General features: G+C 57.7%; 12 protein-coding genes and 1 tRNA gene. 12 read left to right on the top strand and 1 reads right to left on the bottom strand.

All coding sequences use genetic code 11. The annotated features are described in order from the left end of the window. Nucleotides 1-18: 18 nt before the first annotated feature. From ACVLVH_RS07165 to yegS, 10 genes are all read left to right on the top strand, one after another. A complete protein-coding gene (locus ACVLVH_RS07165; RefSeq protein ID WP_110866640.1) occupies nt 19-1,239 on the top strand; it encodes an MdtA/MuxA family multidrug efflux RND transporter periplasmic adaptor subunit in 1,221 nt (406 codons plus the stop codon). Beyond that, complete coding sequence (locus ACVLVH_RS07170; protein WP_192411524.1) at nt 1,239-4,361, top strand: MdtB/MuxB family multidrug efflux RND transporter permease subunit; 3,123 nt, start codon at nt 1,239-1,241, stop codon at nt 4,359-4,361. Before ACVLVH_RS07165 ends, ACVLVH_RS07170 begins: the two co-directional genes overlap by 1 nt. Then, nucleotides 4,358-7,429: a multidrug efflux RND transporter permease subunit MdtC gene (mdtC, locus tag ACVLVH_RS07175; RefSeq protein ID WP_498949106.1), complete on the top strand. Its 3,072-nt coding sequence runs from the start codon at nt 4,358-4,360 to the stop codon at nt 7,427-7,429. Before ACVLVH_RS07170 ends, mdtC begins: the two co-directional genes overlap by 4 nt. 71 nt (nt 7,430-7,500) lie before the next feature. Further along, the gene (gene vapB, locus ACVLVH_RS07180; RefSeq protein WP_101763423.1) at nt 7,501-7,734 is read left to right on the top strand and encodes a type II toxin-antitoxin system VapB family antitoxin; all 234 of its coding nucleotides are present in this window, start codon (nt 7,501-7,503) and stop codon (nt 7,732-7,734) included. After that, nucleotides 7,734-8,132 (top strand): type II toxin-antitoxin system tRNA(fMet)-specific endonuclease VapC, encoded by a 399-nt coding sequence (gene vapC / locus ACVLVH_RS07185; RefSeq protein WP_137386130.1) that lies wholly within the window; start codon nt 7,734-7,736, stop codon nt 8,130-8,132. The genes vapB and vapC overlap by 1 nt, the downstream gene beginning before the upstream one ends. 16 nt (nt 8,133-8,148) lie before the next feature. Further along, nucleotides 8,149-9,555: a multidrug transporter subunit MdtD gene (mdtD, locus tag ACVLVH_RS07190; RefSeq protein ID WP_498949107.1), complete on the top strand. Its 1,407-nt coding sequence runs from the start codon at nt 8,149-8,151 to the stop codon at nt 9,553-9,555. Continuing rightward, the gene (gene baeS, locus ACVLVH_RS07195) at nt 9,552-10,937 is read left to right on the top strand and encodes an envelope stress sensor histidine kinase BaeS (protein WP_101763347.1); all 1,386 of its coding nucleotides are present in this window, start codon (nt 9,552-9,554) and stop codon (nt 10,935-10,937) included. Before mdtD ends, baeS begins: the two co-directional genes overlap by 4 nt. Nucleotides 10,938-10,946: 9 nt before the next feature. Beyond that, entirely contained in the window at nt 10,947-11,654 is a 708-nt protein-coding gene (gene baeR / locus ACVLVH_RS07200) for an envelope stress response regulator BaeR (protein WP_101763346.1), read from the top strand. Nucleotides 11,655-11,799: 145 nt separating this feature from the next. Further along, nucleotides 11,800-13,167: a prephenate-dependent tRNA uridine(34) hydroxylase TrhP gene (gene trhP, locus ACVLVH_RS07205; protein WP_498949108.1), complete on the top strand. Its 1,368-nt coding sequence runs from the start codon at nt 11,800-11,802 to the stop codon at nt 13,165-13,167. A gap of 249 nt (nt 13,168-13,416) precedes the next feature. Next, entirely contained in the window at nt 13,417-14,316 is a 900-nt protein-coding gene (yegS, locus tag ACVLVH_RS07210) for a lipid kinase YegS (protein ID WP_110866633.1), read from the top strand. A gap of 77 nt (nt 14,317-14,393) precedes the next feature. Here the strand turns inward: yegS and ACVLVH_RS07215 are convergent, their stop codons facing one another. Then, nucleotides 14,394-15,515 (bottom strand): Gfo/Idh/MocA family protein, encoded by a 1,122-nt coding sequence (locus ACVLVH_RS07215; RefSeq protein WP_498949109.1) that lies wholly within the window; start codon nt 15,513-15,515, stop codon nt 14,394-14,396. A 306-nt stretch (nt 15,516-15,821) separates the two neighbouring features. On the opposite strand from ACVLVH_RS07215, the gene ACVLVH_RS07220 reads away from it, so the two are divergent. Both ACVLVH_RS07220 and ACVLVH_RS07225 read left to right on the top strand, forming a co-directional pair. Beyond that, nucleotides 15,822-15,897: transfer RNA gene (locus ACVLVH_RS07220), tRNA-Asn, on the top strand. A gap of 208 nt (nt 15,898-16,105) precedes the next feature. After that, nucleotides 16,106-17,116: a Zn-dependent oxidoreductase gene (locus ACVLVH_RS07225; RefSeq protein ID WP_498949263.1), complete on the top strand. Its 1,011-nt coding sequence runs from the start codon at nt 16,106-16,108 to the stop codon at nt 17,114-17,116. Nucleotides 17,117-17,139: the final 23 nt, after the last annotated feature.

Below are 17,139 nucleotides of genomic sequence, written 5' to 3' on the forward strand. Positions count from 1 at the left end.
TGGAGAGCACACGCCTTGATGAACCGTCGAATTAAAACAAGCTTACTGGCCGTAGCCGTGATTGCCGTGCTGGCGGGCGGATATTATTGGTGGCAGCATCCAGCGGAACCGAATAAACAGCCGCAGGCCGAAGGTCAGCAGCAGCGTGGTCGCGGCGCAGGTGGCAAACGCCCCTTAGCGCCAGTGCAAGCCGCCGCTGCCACCACCCAAAGCGTGCCGTATTTCCTCAGTGGCCTTGGCACCGTGACCGCCGCCAACACCGTTACGGTGCGCAGCCGCGTTGACGGCCAATTGATGGCGCTGCACTTCCAGGAAGGAGAGCAAGTGGCCGCTGGCGCGCTGCTGGCGGAAATCGACCCACGCCCTTATCAGGTGGCATTAACTCAGGCGCAGGGCCAACTGGCAAAAGACCAGGCTACGCTTGCCAACGCGCGCCGCGATCTCAGTCGCTATGAAAAACTGGCGAAAACCTCGCTGGTATCGCAGCAGGAACTCGATACGCAACGTTCGCTGGTGAGCGAAACGCTCGGCACCCTTAAAGCTGATGAAGGCAACGTCGCCAGCGCCCAGCTTAATCTCACCTACAGCCGCATTACTGCGCCGATTGGTGGACGCGTCGGCTTGAAGCAGGTGGATGTCGGCAACTACATCACCTCCGGCGATACCACCGGATTGGTGGTGATCACCGAAACGCACCCCATTGACGTGGTGTTCAGCGTCGCCGAGAACAACATCAGCCAAATCCTCAAAGCGCAGAAAAGCGGACAGCCGCTGATCGTCGAAGCCTGGGATCGCAGCAACAAAACGCTGCTGACCAGCGGCACGCTGTTGAGCCTCGATAACCAGATTGATGCCACCACCGGCACCATCAAACTCAAAGCACGCTTCAGCAACGAAGATGACACGCTGTTCCCTAATCAGTTTGTCAATGCGCGTCTGAAAGTGGACACCTTGCAGGATGCGGTGGTGATCCCCACCGCCGCGTTGCAGATGAGCAATGACGGTCACTTTGTCTGGGTGGTCAACAGTGATAACAAAGTGAGCAAAAAACGCGTCACCGCTGGGTTACAGGATAGTCAGAAAGTGGTGATCAGTGCGGGCCTCGAAGCAGGCGAACGCGTGGTGACCGACGGGCTCGATCGCCTGACGGAAGGTGCCACCGTTGAAGTGGTGGCACCGCAAAGCGCCGCGACCCACAGCACGCGCGCTGCGCAGCCCGCACGCGGAGAGCGTCAATAATGCAGGTGATGCCTCCTGACAGCAGCGGTGGACCTTCGCGCCTGTTTATTCTGCGCCCGGTCGCCACCACGCTACTGATGATCGCCATTCTGTTAGCCGGCGTGCTCGGCTACCGTTTTCTGCCGGTCTCCGCGTTACCTGAAGTCGATTATCCGACTATTCAGGTGGTTACGCTCTATCCCGGCGCTTCTCCCGATGTGGTGACCTCTTCCATTACCGCGCCGCTGGAACGCCAGTTTGGCCAGATGTCTGGCCTGAAGCAGATGGCGTCGCAGAGTTCGGGCGGCGCGTCGGTAGTGACATTGCAGTTTCAGCTGACGCTGCCACTGGATGTTGCCGAGCAGGAAGTGCAGGCAGCGATCAACTCCGCCACCAATCTGCTGCCGAGCGATCTGCCAAATCCACCGGTCTACAGCAAAGTAAATCCGGCCGACCCGCCGATCATGACGCTCGCCGTCACCACCACCAGCATGCCGCTCACGCAGGTGCAGGATATGGTGGAAACGCGCGTGGCGCAGAAGATTTCTCAGGTTTCGGGCGTGGGTTTAGTCACGCTGTCGGGCGGGCAACGTCCTGCGGTGCGCGTGAAGATGAACACCCAGGCGCTGGCCGCGCTCGGCCTGACCAGCGAATCGGTGCGCACCGCCATTACTAACGCTAACGTCAATTCGGCGAAAGGCAGCCTCGACGGCCCAACGCGCTCAATTACGCTGTCCGCTAACGATCAGATGACCTCGGCGGAAGATTATCGCAAGCTGATCATCAGCTATAACAACGGCGCGCCGGTGCGACTGGGCGATGTGGCGACAATCGAACAAGGTGCCGAAAACAGCTGGCTGGGCGCCTGGGCGAACCGTCAGCAGGCGATTGTGCTGAACGTGCAGCGCCAGCCCGGCGCTAACATCATCGCCACCGCCGATAATATTCGCGCCATGCTGCCCGGATTAACCGCCACGCTGCCGAAATCGGTGGAGGTGAAACTGCTTACCGACCGCACCACCAACATCCGCGCGTCGGTTAGCGATACCCAGCACGAACTGATGCTGGCGATGGGTTTGGTGGTGATGATCATCTACCTGTTCCTGCGTAACGTTCCGGCGACCCTCATTCCCGCCGTCGCCGTGCCGTTGTCGCTGGTCGGCACCTTTGCCGCGATGTATTTCCTGGGCTTCTCGATCAACAACCTGACGCTGATGGCGCTGACCATCGCCACCGGTTTTGTGGTTGATGACGCCATCGTGGTGATCGAGAACATCTCGCGCTATATCGAAAAAGGCGAAAAGCCGCTGACGGCGGCACTGAAAGGCGCGGGCGAGATTGGCTTCACCATTATCTCCCTCACCTTCTCGCTGATTGCGGTGCTGATCCCGCTGCTGTTTATGGGCGATGTGATTGGCCGCTTGTTCCGCGAATTCGCCGTGACGCTGGCGGTGGCGATTTTGATCTCCGCCGTGGTGTCGCTGACGCTGACGCCGATGATGTGCGCCCGCATGTTAAGCGCCGAATCGCTGCGCAAGCAGAACCGCTTCTCGCGGGCCAGCGAAGCGATGTTTGACCGCATTATTGCCCGTTACGGACGCGGCTTAACGCGCGTGCTGCTGCATCCGTGGATCACCTTGTCGGTAGCGCTCGGCACCTTGCTGATCACCGTGTTGCTGTGGATCGTGATCCCCAAAGGCTTCTTCCCGCAGCAGGATAACAGCATTATTCAGGGCACCTTGCAGGCGCCACAGTCGGTCTCTTACGCCAACATGGCAGAGCGCACGCGCGATGTCGCCTCGATCATCATGAAAGATCCGGCGGTGCAGAGCATGACCTCGTTTGTCGGCGTCGATGGCACCAACGCCGCGCTCAACAGCGCGCGCCTGCAAATCAACCTGAAGCCGCTGGATGAGCGTGACGATCGCATTCCGGCCGTGCAGCAGCGTCTGCAACAGGCGTTAGCCAAAGTGCCGGGCATTTCGCTGTGGCTGCAGCCGGTGCAGGATTTGACCATTGATACCCAGGCGAGCCGCACGCCGTACCAGTTCACGCTGCAATCGGGTTCGCTGGAGTCGCTGAGTTTGTGGGTGCCGAAACTGCTGGAGCAACTTAACACGCTGCCACAACTGCGCGACGTCAGCAGCGACTGGCAGGATCAAGGTCTGGAAGCTTTTGTACGTGTCGATCGTGACAGCGCCAGCCGCCTCGGCATCAGCATGGCCGACGTGGATAACGCGTTGTATAACGCCTTTGGCCAGCGCCTGATCTCCACCATTTACACCCAGGCTAATCAGTATCGCGTGGTGCTGGAGCAGAACAGCGACGCCACGCCAGGACTGGCGAGCCTCGACGGCATTCGCCTGACCAGCAGCGACGGCGGCAGCGTGCCGCTTAGCGCCATCGCGCAGATTGAGCAGCGCCACGCCGCGCTCAGCATCAACCATCTCGACCAGTTCCCGTCGGCGACCTTCTCGTTTGATGTCGCGGAAGGGTATTCGTTGGGCGATGCGGTGAAAGCGGTGAGCGCAGCGGAAGATCAGGTAGGCATGCCCGCCGAAATGATGACGCAGTTCCAGGGCAGCACGCTGGCCTTTGAAGCGGCGCTGTCCAGCACCGTGTGGCTGATCGTGGCGGCGGTGGTGGCGATGTATATCGTGCTCGGCGTGCTGTATGAGAGCTTTATCCATCCCATCACTATTCTCTCGACGCTGCCCACCGCCGGTGTCGGCGCGCTGCTGGCGCTGATGCTGAGCGGTAATGAGCTGGATATCATCGCCATTATCGGCATTATTTTGCTGATCGGTATCGTGAAGAAAAACGCCATCATGATGATCGACTTCGCGCTGGCAGCGGAACGTGAGCAAGGTATGCCGCCGCGCGAGGCGATTTATCAGGCGTGCTTGCTGCGTTTCCGCCCGATTCTGATGACCACATTGGCGGCGCTGCTCGGTGCACTGCCGCTGATGCTGAGCACCGGCGTTGGCGCGGAGTTGCGTCGTCCGCTGGGCATCGCCATGGTGGGCGGTTTGGTGGTGAGCCAGGTGCTGACGCTGTTCACCACGCCGGTGATCTATCTGCTGTTTGATCGCCTGTCGCACGCTACGCGCCGTCGCTTTAAGCGCCCGGAGGCGCAGTCGTGAAGTTTTTCGCGCTGTTTATCCATCGTCCGGTCGCCACCACCTTGCTGACGCTGGCGATTGCGCTGGCCGGTATTCTCGGCTTCCGTCTGCTGCCGGTGGCGCCGCTGCCACAGCTGGATTTCCCGGTGATTTTGATTTCGGCTTCGCTGCCCGGTGCGTCGCCGGAAACCATGGCGGCATCGGTGGCAACGCCGCTGGAGCGCTCGCTGGGGCGCATCGCGGGCGTCAGCGAAATGACCTCCACCAGCTCGCTAGGCAGCACGCGCATCATTCTGGTGTTCGATTTTGATCGCGACATCAACGGTGCGGCGCGCGATGTGCAGGCGGCGATCAACGCCGCGCAAAGCCTGCTGCCAACCGGCATGCCGAGCCGTCCCAGCTATCGCAAAGCCAACCCTTCCGATGCGCCGATCATGATCCTGACGCTGACCTCGGACATTTATAATCCCGGTCAGCTGTATGATTACGCCTCAACGCAACTGGCGCAGAAACTGTCGCAGATTGAGGGCGTGGGCGATGTGACGGTCGGCGGCAGTTCGCTGCCGGCGGTGCGCGTTGAACTCAATCCGCAGGCGCTGTTCAACCAGGGCATATCACTGGATGCGGTGCGCACCGCCATCAGTAACGCCAACCAGCGCCGTCCGCAGGGCGCGATTGATGACGTGCAGCAGCGCTGGCAGTTACGTACTAACGGAGAATTGCAAACCGCCAGCGAATATCAGCCGCTGGTGGTGCACTACAACAACGGTGCGGCGGTGCGCCTCAGCGATGTCGCCAATGTGCAGGATTCGGTGCAGGATGTACGCAACGCCGGGATGACCAACGGTAAAGCGGCGGTGCTGCTGGTGGTGCGTAAATCGCCGGAAGCCAACATCATCGATACCGTCGATCGCATTCGTGGCGAATTGCCGGAACTGCACGACGTGATCCCCGCCGCCATCGATCTGCAAATTGCGCAGGACCGCTCGCCAACGATTCGCGCCTCGCTGCATGAAGTGGAGCAGTCGCTGATCATCGCCGTCGCGCTGGTGATTCTGGTGGTGTTTGCCTTCCTGCGTGACTGGCGCGCTACGCTGATCCCCGCCGCTGCGGTGCCGGTTTCATTGATTGGCACCTTCGCCGCCATGTATCTGTGTGGCTTCAGCCTGAATAACCTGTCGCTGATGGCGTTGACCATCGCCACCGGTTTTGTTGTCGATGACGCCATTGTGGTGCTGGAGAACATTGCGCGCCACGTCGAAGCGGGCATGAAACCGCTGCAGGCGGCGCTGACCGGCGTGCGCGAGGTCGGTTTTACCGTGCTGTCGATGAGCCTGTCGCTGATTGCCGTGTTCCTGCCGCTGCTGATGATTGGCGGCATTATTGGTCGCTTCTTCTCGGAGTTCGCCATTACGCTGTCGGTGGCGATTCTGATCTCGCTGTTTATCTCGGTCACGCTGACGCCGATGATGTGCGCCTATCTGCTGAAGCCGCAGGTCAAGCGCAGCCAGCCGCGTCTCCGCGGTTTCGGCAAGCTGCTGATGAAGGTGCAAAACGGCTACGCGCGCTCATTGGGTTGGGTGCTGAATCACGCCATTTGGGTGCTGATGTTGCTGCTCGGCACCGTGGCGCTCACCGTGTGGCTGTTCATCTCGATCCCGAAAACCTTTATGCCGGAACAGGATACCGGCCGCTTACAAGGATTTATCTCGGCGGATCAGAGCATTTCGTTTCAGGCGATGCGCGGCAAGCTGCAGGATTTCATGAACATCATCAAAGCCGACCCGGCAGTGGATAACGTCACCGGCTTTACCGGCGGTTCGCGCACTAACAGTGGCTCGATGTTCGTCTCGCTCAAGCCGCTCTCCGAGCGCAGCGAAAGCGCGCAGGAAGTGATCGCCCGGCTGCGTATCAAGCTGGCGAAAGAGCCCGGGGCCAATATCTATCTCAACGCGGTGCAGGACATTCGCATTGGCGGACGTGAGTCCAACGCCAGCTATCAGTACAGTTTGCTGTCGGATAACCTGAATGATTTGCGCGAATGGGAGCCGAAAATCCGTCAGGCGTTCGCCGCCCTGCCCGAGCTGGCGGACGTCAACTCGGATCAGCAGGACAACGGCAGTGAAATGAATCTGACTTATGACCGTGAAAGCATGGCGCGGCTCGGCATTGATGTCTCGGCCGCTAATGCCCTGCTGAATAACGCCTTTGGTCAGCGCCAGATCTCCACCATTTATCAACCGCTCAACCAGTACAAAGTGGTGATGGAAGTTGATCCGCGCTACACCCAGGACATCAGTTCACTCGATCAGATGTTTGTGATCAACAGCGACGGCAAAGCGATTCCGCTGAGCTGGTTTGCCAAATGGCAACCGGCCAACGCGCCGCTATCGGTGAACCACGAAGGCTTGTCGGCGGCGTCCACCGTTTCCTTCAACCTGCCGGAAGGCGTATCGCTGTCGCAGGCGTCTGAAGCTATTGACCGCACCATCACCGCGCTTGGCGTGCCTTCCAGCGTGCGCGGCAGCTTTGCCGGCACCGCGCAGGTGTTCCAGCAGTCGCAATCCAATCAGCTCTACCTGATGCTGGCGGCGATTGCGGCGGTGTATATCGTGCTGGGCATTCTGTATGAGAGCTACGTGCATCCGCTGACCATTCTCTCCACGCTGCCGTCGGCGGGCGTCGGCGCGCTGCTGGCGCTGGAGCTATTCAACACGCCGTTCAGCCTGATTGCGCTGATCGGCATTTTGCTGCTGATCGGTATCGTGAAGAAGAACGCCATCATGATGGTCGACTTTGCGCTGGATGCCGAGCGTAACGGCAATCTGTCGCCGCGCGACGCGATTTTCCAGGCGTGCCAGCTGCGTTTCCGCCCGATACTGATGACCACGCTCGCCGCGCTGTTTGGCGCACTGCCGCTGGTGCTGACCAGCGGTGACGGCGCGGAGCTGCGTCAGCCGCTCGGCATCACCATCGCCGGGGGGTTGGTGATGAGCCAGCTGCTGACGCTCTACACCACGCCGGTAGTCTATTTGATGATGGATAAGCTGCGGCGGCGTAAGAAAAAGGTTCAGTTAACCGCTGAATGACCTGCTACATACGCTTGCTATGTAGCATGAAGAGCGTAAACTTTAACCTGTTCATTACTGTGGAGGTTTATATGTCACAAGGTACCGTGTTCACCAGCAACAGGACACAAAACGTTCGCATTCCAGCAGACGTTCGTTTTCCTGATGATGTGAAAAACGTCACCGTCAGAGCGATTGGCAAGGAGCGCATCCTCACGCCCATAGAGAACGCCTGGGACAGTTTTTTCCTCGACGGTCCGACGGTGAGCGATGATTTTATGGATGAGCGTGCTTCGCAGGAACAATCTGAGCGGGAAGCGTTTTAATGCATCGCTACATGCTGGATACCAATATTGTTATCTACGTCATCAAGCGGCGGCCGATTGAGGTGCTCGAACGTTTTAACGCCAATGTCGGCCGGATGGTTATCTCGACGATCACCCTGGCGGAGCTGTTTCATGGCTCAGAAAAGAGCGCCTTTCCAGAGCGGAACTTACGCATCGTTGAAGATTTTGTCTCACGCCTTGATGTGCTGAATTACGATGCCAAAGCCGCTTTCCACTATGGCGCTATCCGCGCAGAACTGGAGAAAAATGGCACGCCTATCGGCCTGAACGATCTTCATATCGCCGCTCATGCCCGCAGTGCCGCCCTGACGTTGGTATCGAACAATTTGCGTGAATTTTCACGCGTGAATGGGCTGATCTGCGAAAACTGGATCTGACATAACGGGTACCTGCATGTCACCTCAAAACGCCACCGTGCGCTGGCAGCTGTGGATCGTCGCGTTTGGCTTCTTTATGCAGGCGCTGGATACCACCATCGTCAATACCGCGATCCCGTCGATGGCGCGCGATCTCAACGTCAGCCCGCTGAATATGCACTCGGTGATCGTCTCCTATGTGCTGACCGTAGCGATTACGCTGCCGATCAGCGGCTGGCTGGCGGACCGTTTTGGCGTGCGCAATATCTTCTTCTGCGCCATCGTGCTGTTCAGCATCGGCTCGCTGCTGTGCGCCTTCTCCACCACGCTTGATGAGCTGATTATGGCGCGCGTGGTGCAAGGCATTGGCGGTGCGATGATGGTACCGGTTGGCCGCTTAACGGTGATGAAAATTGTGCCGCGCGAGCAATATATGTCGGCGATGACCTTCGTCACCACGCCGGGACAAATTGGTCCGCTGCTCGGCCCGGCGCTGGGCGGGATTCTGGTGCAATACGCCAGCTGGCACTGGATTTTCCTGATCAACATTCCGGTTGGCATCATTGGCGCGATTGCCACGCTGACGCTGATGCCGAATTACACCATGCAGACGCGGCGCTTCGATTTTCTCGGCTTTGTGCTGCTGGCCGTCGGCATGGCGACCTTAACGCTGGCGCTGGATGGTCAGCGCAGCGCCGGCGGATCGCCGCTGTTGCTCGGCTTACTGATTCTGGTAGGCGTGTTTTCGCTGCTGTTCTACCTGATGCACGGCCGCAACAACGATAACGCGCTGTTTAGCCTGAAACTGTTTGATAACCGCATCTATTCGATTGGCCTGATCGGCAGTTTTACCGGCCGCATCGGTAGCGGCATGCTGCCGTTTATGACGCCCATTTTCCTGCAGGTCGGCCTCGGCTATAGTCCGTTCCACGCTGGTTTGATGATGATTCCGATGGTGCTCGGCAACATGGGAACCAAACGCGTGGTGGTGCGTATCGTCAACCTGTTTGGTTATCGCAATGCGCTGGTCGGCGCGACCCTGGCGCTGGCGTTGGTGGTGCTGCTGTTCCCGCTGGTGGCGCTGCTAGGCTGGATCTGGCTGCTGCCGTTGGTGTTATTGCTGCAAGGCATGGTCAACGCCATCCGCTTCTCTTCGATGAACACGCTGACGCTCAAAGAGCTGCCGGACGATCTGGCTTCCAGCGGTAACTCGTTGTTGTCGATGATCATGCAATTGTCAATGAGTATTGGCGTCACCGTGGCCGGTTTGCTGTTGGGCGCATTTGGCCACGGCGTGGTAACCGACAGCGCGGCGGCACATCAAACCTTCATTTACACCTATCTGTGCATGGCGCTGGTGATTGCGCTGCCGGCGCTGGTGTTCTGGCGCGTACCGAAGGATGTCAGTAAAAACGTTGACCTTAGAGGCAGGAGCAAAGGATGAAGCGGCCGGTAAAATGGGGCATTGGTGCCAAGCTGTTTGCGGCGATTTTTTCCACCTGCATGCTGGTGATCATCACCATGCATTGGGGCGTGCGGCTCAGCTTTGAGCACGGCTTTGTCGATTACATCAAAAAAGGCAACGAGCAGCGCTTAACCCTGCTGAGCGATGCGCTGGCCGATCAGTATGAACAGCACGGTAGCTGGGATTTTCTGCGCAGCAATGACAAGCTGATTTTTTCTATTTTGCGCTCGCTGGAGCAGAATCCGGGCAGCGTGAATCAGTTACCGCCGCACGGCTGGCGCACGCAGTTCTGGATTATCGATCAGCAATACAAAGTGCTGTCAGGGCCGCGCCAGCCGGTGCCGCCGGAAGGTACCCGGCGCAATATCACCACCAGCAACGGCAAAATTGTTGGCTGGGTGATTGCCTCACCGGCTGAACGTCTGACGCGCAGCACCGACATCAACTTTGATCAGCAGCAGCGACGCACTAGCTGGATGATTGTGGCGCTGACCGGGTTACTCGCCGCGCTGGTCACCTGGCTGCTGGCGCGCGGTTTACTGGCACCGGTAAAACGGCTGGTGGATGGCACGCACCATTTGGCGGCGGGCAATTTCGCTACCCGCGTTGAAGTCGGCAGCAGCGATGAACTCGGCCAACTGGGCCGCGACTTCAACCAGCTTGCCAGCTCGCTGGAAAAGAACGAAAGCAACCGCCGCGCCTTTATGGCCGACATCTCCCATGAACTGCGCACGCCGCTGGCGATTCTGCGCGGTGAACTGGAAGCGATGCAGGATGGCGTGCGCAAGCTGACGCCGGAAGCCATCAGTTCATTGCAAAGTGAAGTGGTGGTGCTGACGAAACTGGTGGAGGATCTGCATCAGCTGTCATTATCTGACGCGGGCGCCCTCGCCTATCGCAAGCAGCCGGTTGATCTGGTCACTCTGCTGGAAGTGGTGGCCGGCAGCTTCGGCGAACGCTATCGCAGCCGCGGCTTAGCTCTCAATCTGGCCTTACCCGCGCAGGCGGAGAGCTTTGGCGATCCCGATCGCCTGATGCAGCTGTTCACCAATTTGCTGGAAAACAGCCTGCGTTACACCGACAGCGGCGGCGCGGTGCAGCTCTCGATGCAGCTGGCGGGCGAAAACTGGCAGCTGCGGTTTGCGGATAGCGCGCCGGGCGTAGATCCGGCCCATCAGGCACAATTATTTGAACGATTTTTCCGCGCGGAAAGTTCACGCAATCGCGCCAGCGGCGGCTCTGGGCTTGGCCTGGCGATCTGTAAAAACATCGTGGAAGCGCATGATGGCAGCATCAGTGCGGATCACTCTGATTTAGGTGGTCTGCAAATCACGCTAAACTTGCCGTATGTTCCTCACTAGACGCCACTTATGAGCCCGGAAAATAGCGATCCTCTGATCCTTGTAGTAGAAGATGAACCCAAACTGGCGCAGCTGATGATTGATTATCTGCAGGCGTCCAACTATCGCACGCACCACATTGCCGACGGTAACGCGGTGTTGAGCTATGTTCAGCACACGCCGCCGGACCTGATGCTGCTGGATTTGATGCTGCCCGGCCGCGACGGCTTAACGCTGTGCCGCGAAATTCGCCGTTTCTCGGAACTGCCGATCATCATGGTGACCGCGCGCACTGAGGAGATTGATCGCCTGCTGGGGCTGGAAATCGGCGCGGATGACTATATCTGCAAGCCGTTCAGCCCGCGTGAAGTGGTGGCGCGCGTCAAAACCATTTTGCGCCGCGTCAAACGTTCGCCGGAAGAGGCGCAGCAGGAATCGCCTTTGCATATTGACGAGAGCCGCTTTCAGGCCAGCTGGCGTGAACAGCAGCTGGAGCTGACGCCCGCCGAATTTCGTCTGCTGAAAACGCTGGCGCTGGAGCCGGGAAAAGTGTTCTCGCGCGAGCAGTTGCTTAATCATCTCTACGACGATTACCGCGTAGTCACCGATCGCACCATCGACAGTCACATCAAAAACCTGCGCCGCAAGCTGGAAAGCCTCGATGCGGAACAGCCGTTTATCCGCGCGGTGTACGGCATGGGTTATCGCTGGGAAGCCGACGTCTGCCGCTTGCTGTAGCCTGCAACGGCTTACATTGATCCAGGTCAATTTACATCGGGTGCGGGCCTGCCTACAATTCCCCACCTTTTGCAGGGCCGTATAATGCGGCCGCTGCACCTGCCATCCACGATGGCATGCTGACCTGACATCAGTGAGAAAATCCATGTTAAAACCTGAACTGCTTTCTCCAGCGGGATCGCTGAAGAATATGCGCTATGCCTTTGCCTACGGCGCTGATGCCGTCTACGCTGGCCAACCGCGCTACAGCCTGCGCGTGCGCAACAACGAATTCACCCACGAGATTCTGGCGCAGGGCATCAATGAAGCCCACGCGCTCGGTAAGAAATTCTACGTGGTGGTCAACATCGCCCCGCACAACGCCAAACTGAAAACCTTTATCCGCGATCTGACGCCGGTCATTGCCATGCAGCCGGACGCGCTGATCATGTCCGATCCCGGCCTGATTATGCTGGTGCGTGAAGCCTTTCCGCAGATGCCGATTCATCTGTCGGTGCAGGCCAACGCGGTTAACTGGGCCACGGTGAAATTCTGGCAGCAGATGGGGCTGACGCGCGTGATTCTTTCACGCGAGCTATCGCTGGATGAGATTGCCGAAATCCGTCAGCAGGTGCCGGAAATGGAGATTGAGATCTTCGTGCACGGCGCGCTGTGCATGGCTTACTCCGGCCGCTGCCTGCTCTCGGGCTACCTCAACAAACGCGATCCGAATCAAGGGACCTGCACCAACGCCTGCCGCTGGGAATATAAAGTGGAAGAAGGCAAGCAGGATGAGATGGGCAATATCGTCGGTTTCCATGAGCCGGTTAAGGTGCAGGAGCCGACTTTGGGCGCCGGCGCCACCACCGACCGGGTGTTCCTGCTGGAAGAGAAGATGAAGCCGGGTGAGGTGATGAGCGCCTTCGAAGATGAACACGGCACCTACATCATGAACTCAAAAGATTTGCGTGCGGTGGCGCACGTTGAACGTCTTAGCCAAATGGGTGTGCACTCGCTGAAAATCGAAGGCCGCACCAAATCCTTCTACTACTGCGCGCGCACCGCGCAGGTTTATCGCCGTGCCATTGATGATGCCGCTGCAGGTAAGCCCTTCGATCCGACTCTGCTGGAGACGCTGGAAGGTTTGGCGCATCGCGGTTACACCGAAGGTTTCCTGCGTCGCCATACCCATGACAGCTATCAGAACTACCAGCAAGGTTTCTCCATCTCCGAGCGCCAGCAGTTTGTCGGCGAATTCACCGGCGAACGTCGCGGCGACTGGGCGCAAATTGCGGTGAAGAATAAGTTTATGCTCGGGGATTCTGTCGAGATCATGACGCCCGAAGGCAACCTTAATTGCACGCTGGAAACCATGCAGAACGATAAAGGATCGGCGGTGGACGTGGCGCCAGGCGATGGACACCGCGTGTGGATCCCGGTCCCGAAATCGGTCAACCTCGCCTTCGCCCTGCTGCTGCGTAACTTCACCGATGGCAACAGCACCTACGATCCTCACGGGAAAAATCGCACATAAAGAAAAGAAAATGGCGAAGTTAGAGTAGGATCACAGACCCTTTCTTCGCCTCGCTTTAGAATCTCGCCTGCTGCTAACGAGTAAGAATAAAAGCAGGTAGTACCAGGAACCACCTCATTCACCCGCCCGGCTCCCCCGTGCGGGTTTTCTTTTTTAATCGCCCACCGATTTTTTCGTCGCCCGCCGATAAAGTTCTCTCCCCAGCTATGCTATAACCAGTGCTCTGTCTCTAGCATCAAGGAACTGATAATGCAAAACAAACCGCTGACGCTGCTGATCCTCAACGGGAAAGGCGCAGGTAATGAAGATTTGCGCGCTGCGGTGAATACGCTGCGTGATGAAGGCTTTAATCTGGCGGTGCGCGTCACCTGGGAAAAAGGTGATGGCGATCGTTATGTACAAGAAGCGGTCGCTTTGCAGGCAGAAACCGTGGTGGCTGGCGGCGGTGATGGCACCATTAATGAGATCGCGACCGCGCTGGCGGGATTACCCGAGCAGCAGCGTCCGGCGCTGGGCATTTTACCGCTCGGCACCGCCAATGATTTCGCCACCAGCGTCGGTATTCCTGAAGGGATGGAACCGGCTTTACGTCTCGCGCTGGTGGGAAAAGCCACGGCTATCGATTTGGCGCGCGTGAACGGCGATCGCTACTTTATCAATATGGCGACCGGCGGATTTGGTACACGCATCACCACCGAAACGCCTGAAAAGCTGAAATCGGCACTCGGCGGCGTGTCGTACTTTATTCATGGTTTGATGCGCGTCGATGCGCTGAAACCGGATCGCTGTGAAATCAGCGGCCCCGGCTTTAACTGGCAAGGCGATGCGCTGGTAATTGGCATCGGCAATGGACGTCAGGCCGGCGGCGGACAAAAGCTCTGCCCGGATGCACTTATCAATGATGGACAGCTCAACCTCAGCATCGTCACCGCGCAAGAGCTGCTGCCAACGTTGCTGCATTCGCTGACGCGTGATGATGAAAATCCGAATATCGTCACGGCGCAGCTGCAGTCGCTCACCATCCGTTCACCCCATGAGATGACGTTTAATCTGGATGGCGAACCGCTGACGGGAAGTGAGTTTGAGATTGAAGTGATGGCGGGCGCACTGAGCTGCCGTTTGCCGCCGCAATGCCCGTTACTTGCTTAATGCACATTACCGTAGCGGCGCGCTTTCAACGGCGCGCAATACATTGCGCCGCTACGATGTTGTTCAGTTAACTGTAATTACACTTTCATCCAGCGGCGTTCCAGTGCGGAAACCGCAACAGCTTCCAGCACCTTCTGCACCTGCAATCCTTCGGCGAAATCTGGCCACATGCGATCGCCAGCGGCAATGCCATTGATTAAATCGCGAATCTCGACGGTTTTCTGATCGTTGAAACCGATGCCGTGCCCGGCAGATACGCAGAAGTTGGCGTAATCCGGATGCGCCGGGCCGGTCAAAATGGTTTTGAAACCCTGGCGGCCTGCCGGTTCATCGTGAATATACAGCTCCAGCTCGGCCATACGTTCCTGAGTATAACGCAGCGTGCCTTTGGTACCGGTGACCACATAGGTCAGGCCCATTTTGCTGCCGCAGGCGATACGCGAGGTTTCAAACACGCCGTGCGCACCGTTTTTAAAGCGCAGCAAGGCGCTGGCCTGATCCTCGTTTTCCACCGGCAGCAGGCGCGAAGTATCCTTCGGATCCGGACGCTCTTTAATCACCGTCATCATATCGCCGCTGACTTCTTCAATATCACCGACCAGATAGTGCGCCATATTCACAATATGCGCAGCGAGGTCGCCAAGCGCGCCTAATCCGGCCAACGCTTTCTGGCAGTGCCAATCGAGCGGCGTTTCCGGCCGTGCCAGATAATCTTCATTGTGCGTGCCGTAGAAGTGCACCACATCGCCGATTTCACCACGCGCGATAATTTCGCGCGCCAGTTGGCTGGTGGGGTTTTTCATGTAGTTAAAGCCGACCAGCGTTTTAACGCCCGCCTGCTGCGCTGCTTGTACCATCTCTTCCGCATCGGCCACTGATAACGATAAAGGTTTCTCGGAGTAAACGTGTTTGCCGTTGCGAATCGCTTCCAGCGCCATCTCTTTATGCAGGAAGTTTGGCGCGCAGATATCAACCACATCGATGTTCGGATCGCGCACCAGCTCGTGCCAGTCGCCAGTAGAACGGGCAAAGCCAAAAGTTGCCGCCTGTTTTGCTGCCAGCTCTGGGTTCACTTCCGCCAGCATCTCACGCACGATCTCGCCTTTCAGGGCAAAAACCGTAGGTGCCTGAGCGTAAGCAATCGCGTGACAACGACCAATGTAACCACTGCCAATCATTCCAATTCTGACTTTGTTCATGACTATTCCCGCATTCGCTTAAGAGTTGATCTGGAATATATGTTTCGCTTTTGGCCCCGACAACGGCGAAATGAAATATCTGTGATCATGCATGCGAGGTATCTGACAAAATCGACAAATCAGAATGTAATTTTGCATAGTGATGGTGATCATCGTCACAAAAGAGGTTGTATCAGTTGTGATTTTGCCGCGCTGAGTCCGCTCATAGCGCGCAATTGACGCTTTATTCAGCAGTCAGAGCGAATTGTGAAAAAGAGTTTTGACAAGGCGAGGGCCGCTCGATAATATGCGCCCCGTTCAAACGATTCCTCTGTAGTTCAGTCGGTAGAACGGCGGACTGTTAATCCGTATGTCACTGGTTCGAGTCCAGTCAGAGGAGCCAAATTCAAAAAACCCGCTCAGGGAAACCTGAGCGGGTTTTTGTCATTTCAGCGTCGCCATTTAAGGTGGCCGTGATTTCCTGGTCGCCATGAATGGCGCCCCTACGTAACTGTTCCTCTGTGATTCTCTTCACAACTCTTTAACGCCGACTTGTATGGTAGTATTAGTGCGCGTATTTTTTCATCATTGCATATCCGTTGGAGTAGATGATGAAAAGTGTAGTGATTGAGCAACCGGGTGAACTGGTATTAGCAGAGCGTCCGCTGCCGCAACCCGCTGCAGGTGAAGTACGCGTGAAGGTGCAATTTGCCAGCATCTGCGGTTCCGACGTGCATATCTGGCACGGTCACAATCCTTTCGCTAAATATCCGCGCGTGATTGGTCACGAATTCTTCGGCCTGATTGATGCGGTCGGCGATGACGTTGCCGCCAGCCGCATTGGCGAACGTGTGGCGGTCGATCCGGTCGTCAGCTGCGGTCACTGCTATCCCTGCTCGATTGGTCGCCCGAACGTCTGCACAGCGTTACAGGTGATTGGCGTGCACCGCGACGGTGGCTTTAGCGAATATGCCGTGGCGCCAGCAAAAAACGCCTTCCGCCTGCCGGATAGCGTTCCCGACAAACTCGCCAGCATGGTCGAACCTTTCACCATCGCGGCCAATATCACCGCCTTCCTCAAACCACAGCCAAACGATGTGGCGCTGATTTACGGTGCCGGCCCAATGGGCCTCACCGCCATTCAGGTGCTGAAAGGCGTGTATGGCGTTGAACAGGTATTAGTGGTTGATCGTCTGCCAGAACGGCTGTCGCTGGCGCAGGAAAACGGTGCCGATCAGGTGTTCAACAACAGCGAAATTCCACTCGCCGCGCAGCTGGAAGGCGTGCAGCCAACGCTGATTATCGACGCCGCCTGTCACCCTTCGATCCTGGCAGAAGCCGCCGCCATCGCCTCACCGGCGGCGCGTATCGGCCTGCTGGGTTTTTCTGGCGAGCCGTGCAGCATCACGCAGCAAAGTCTCACCAGTAAAGAGCTGTCGCTGTTCACCTCGCGTCTCAACAGCAATCGCTTCCCGCAGGTGATTGAGTGGATTGAGCAAGGCCAAATCCAGCCGGAGAAACTGGTGACGCACTATTTCCCGCTGGCAGACGTTGAGCAAGCCATGACGCTGTTCGAAAAAGATCCCCGCACCTGCTGCAAAGTGATCCTACAAATGGGTTAAGTTAACCCGCACACCAGGTGTCC

The sequence above is a fragment of the Kluyvera sp. 1366 genome, from assembly GCF_054823405.1.

What these genes read in the sequence shown, in the direction of transcription:
- baeS (WP_101763347.1), top strand. Translation starts at nt 9,552, where the DNA reads ATGAAGCGGCCGGTAAAATGGGGCATTGGTGCCAAGCTGTTTGCGGCG.
- ACVLVH_RS07215 (WP_498949109.1), bottom strand. Translation starts at nt 15,515, where the DNA reads ATGAACAAAGTCAGAATTGGAATGATTGGCAGTGGTTACATTGGTCGT.
- trhP (WP_498949108.1), top strand. Translation starts at nt 11,800, where the DNA reads ATGTTAAAACCTGAACTGCTTTCTCCAGCGGGATCGCTGAAGAATATG.
- yegS (WP_110866633.1), top strand. Translation starts at nt 13,417, where the DNA reads ATGCAAAACAAACCGCTGACGCTGCTGATCCTCAACGGGAAAGGCGCA.
- ACVLVH_RS07225 (WP_498949263.1), top strand. Translation starts at nt 16,106, where the DNA reads ATGAAAAGTGTAGTGATTGAGCAACCGGGTGAACTGGTATTAGCAGAG.
- vapB (WP_101763423.1), top strand. Translation starts at nt 7,501, where the DNA reads ATGTCACAAGGTACCGTGTTCACCAGCAACAGGACACAAAACGTTCGC.
- vapC (WP_137386130.1), top strand. Translation starts at nt 7,734, where the DNA reads ATGCATCGCTACATGCTGGATACCAATATTGTTATCTACGTCATCAAG.
- baeR (WP_101763346.1), top strand. Translation starts at nt 10,947, where the DNA reads ATGAGCCCGGAAAATAGCGATCCTCTGATCCTTGTAGTAGAAGATGAA.
- ACVLVH_RS07170 (WP_192411524.1), top strand. Translation starts at nt 1,239, where the DNA reads ATGCAGGTGATGCCTCCTGACAGCAGCGGTGGACCTTCGCGCCTGTTT.
- mdtD (WP_498949107.1), top strand. Translation starts at nt 8,149, where the DNA reads ATGTCACCTCAAAACGCCACCGTGCGCTGGCAGCTGTGGATCGTCGCG.
- ACVLVH_RS07165 (WP_110866640.1), top strand. Translation starts at nt 19, where the DNA reads ATGAACCGTCGAATTAAAACAAGCTTACTGGCCGTAGCCGTGATTGCC.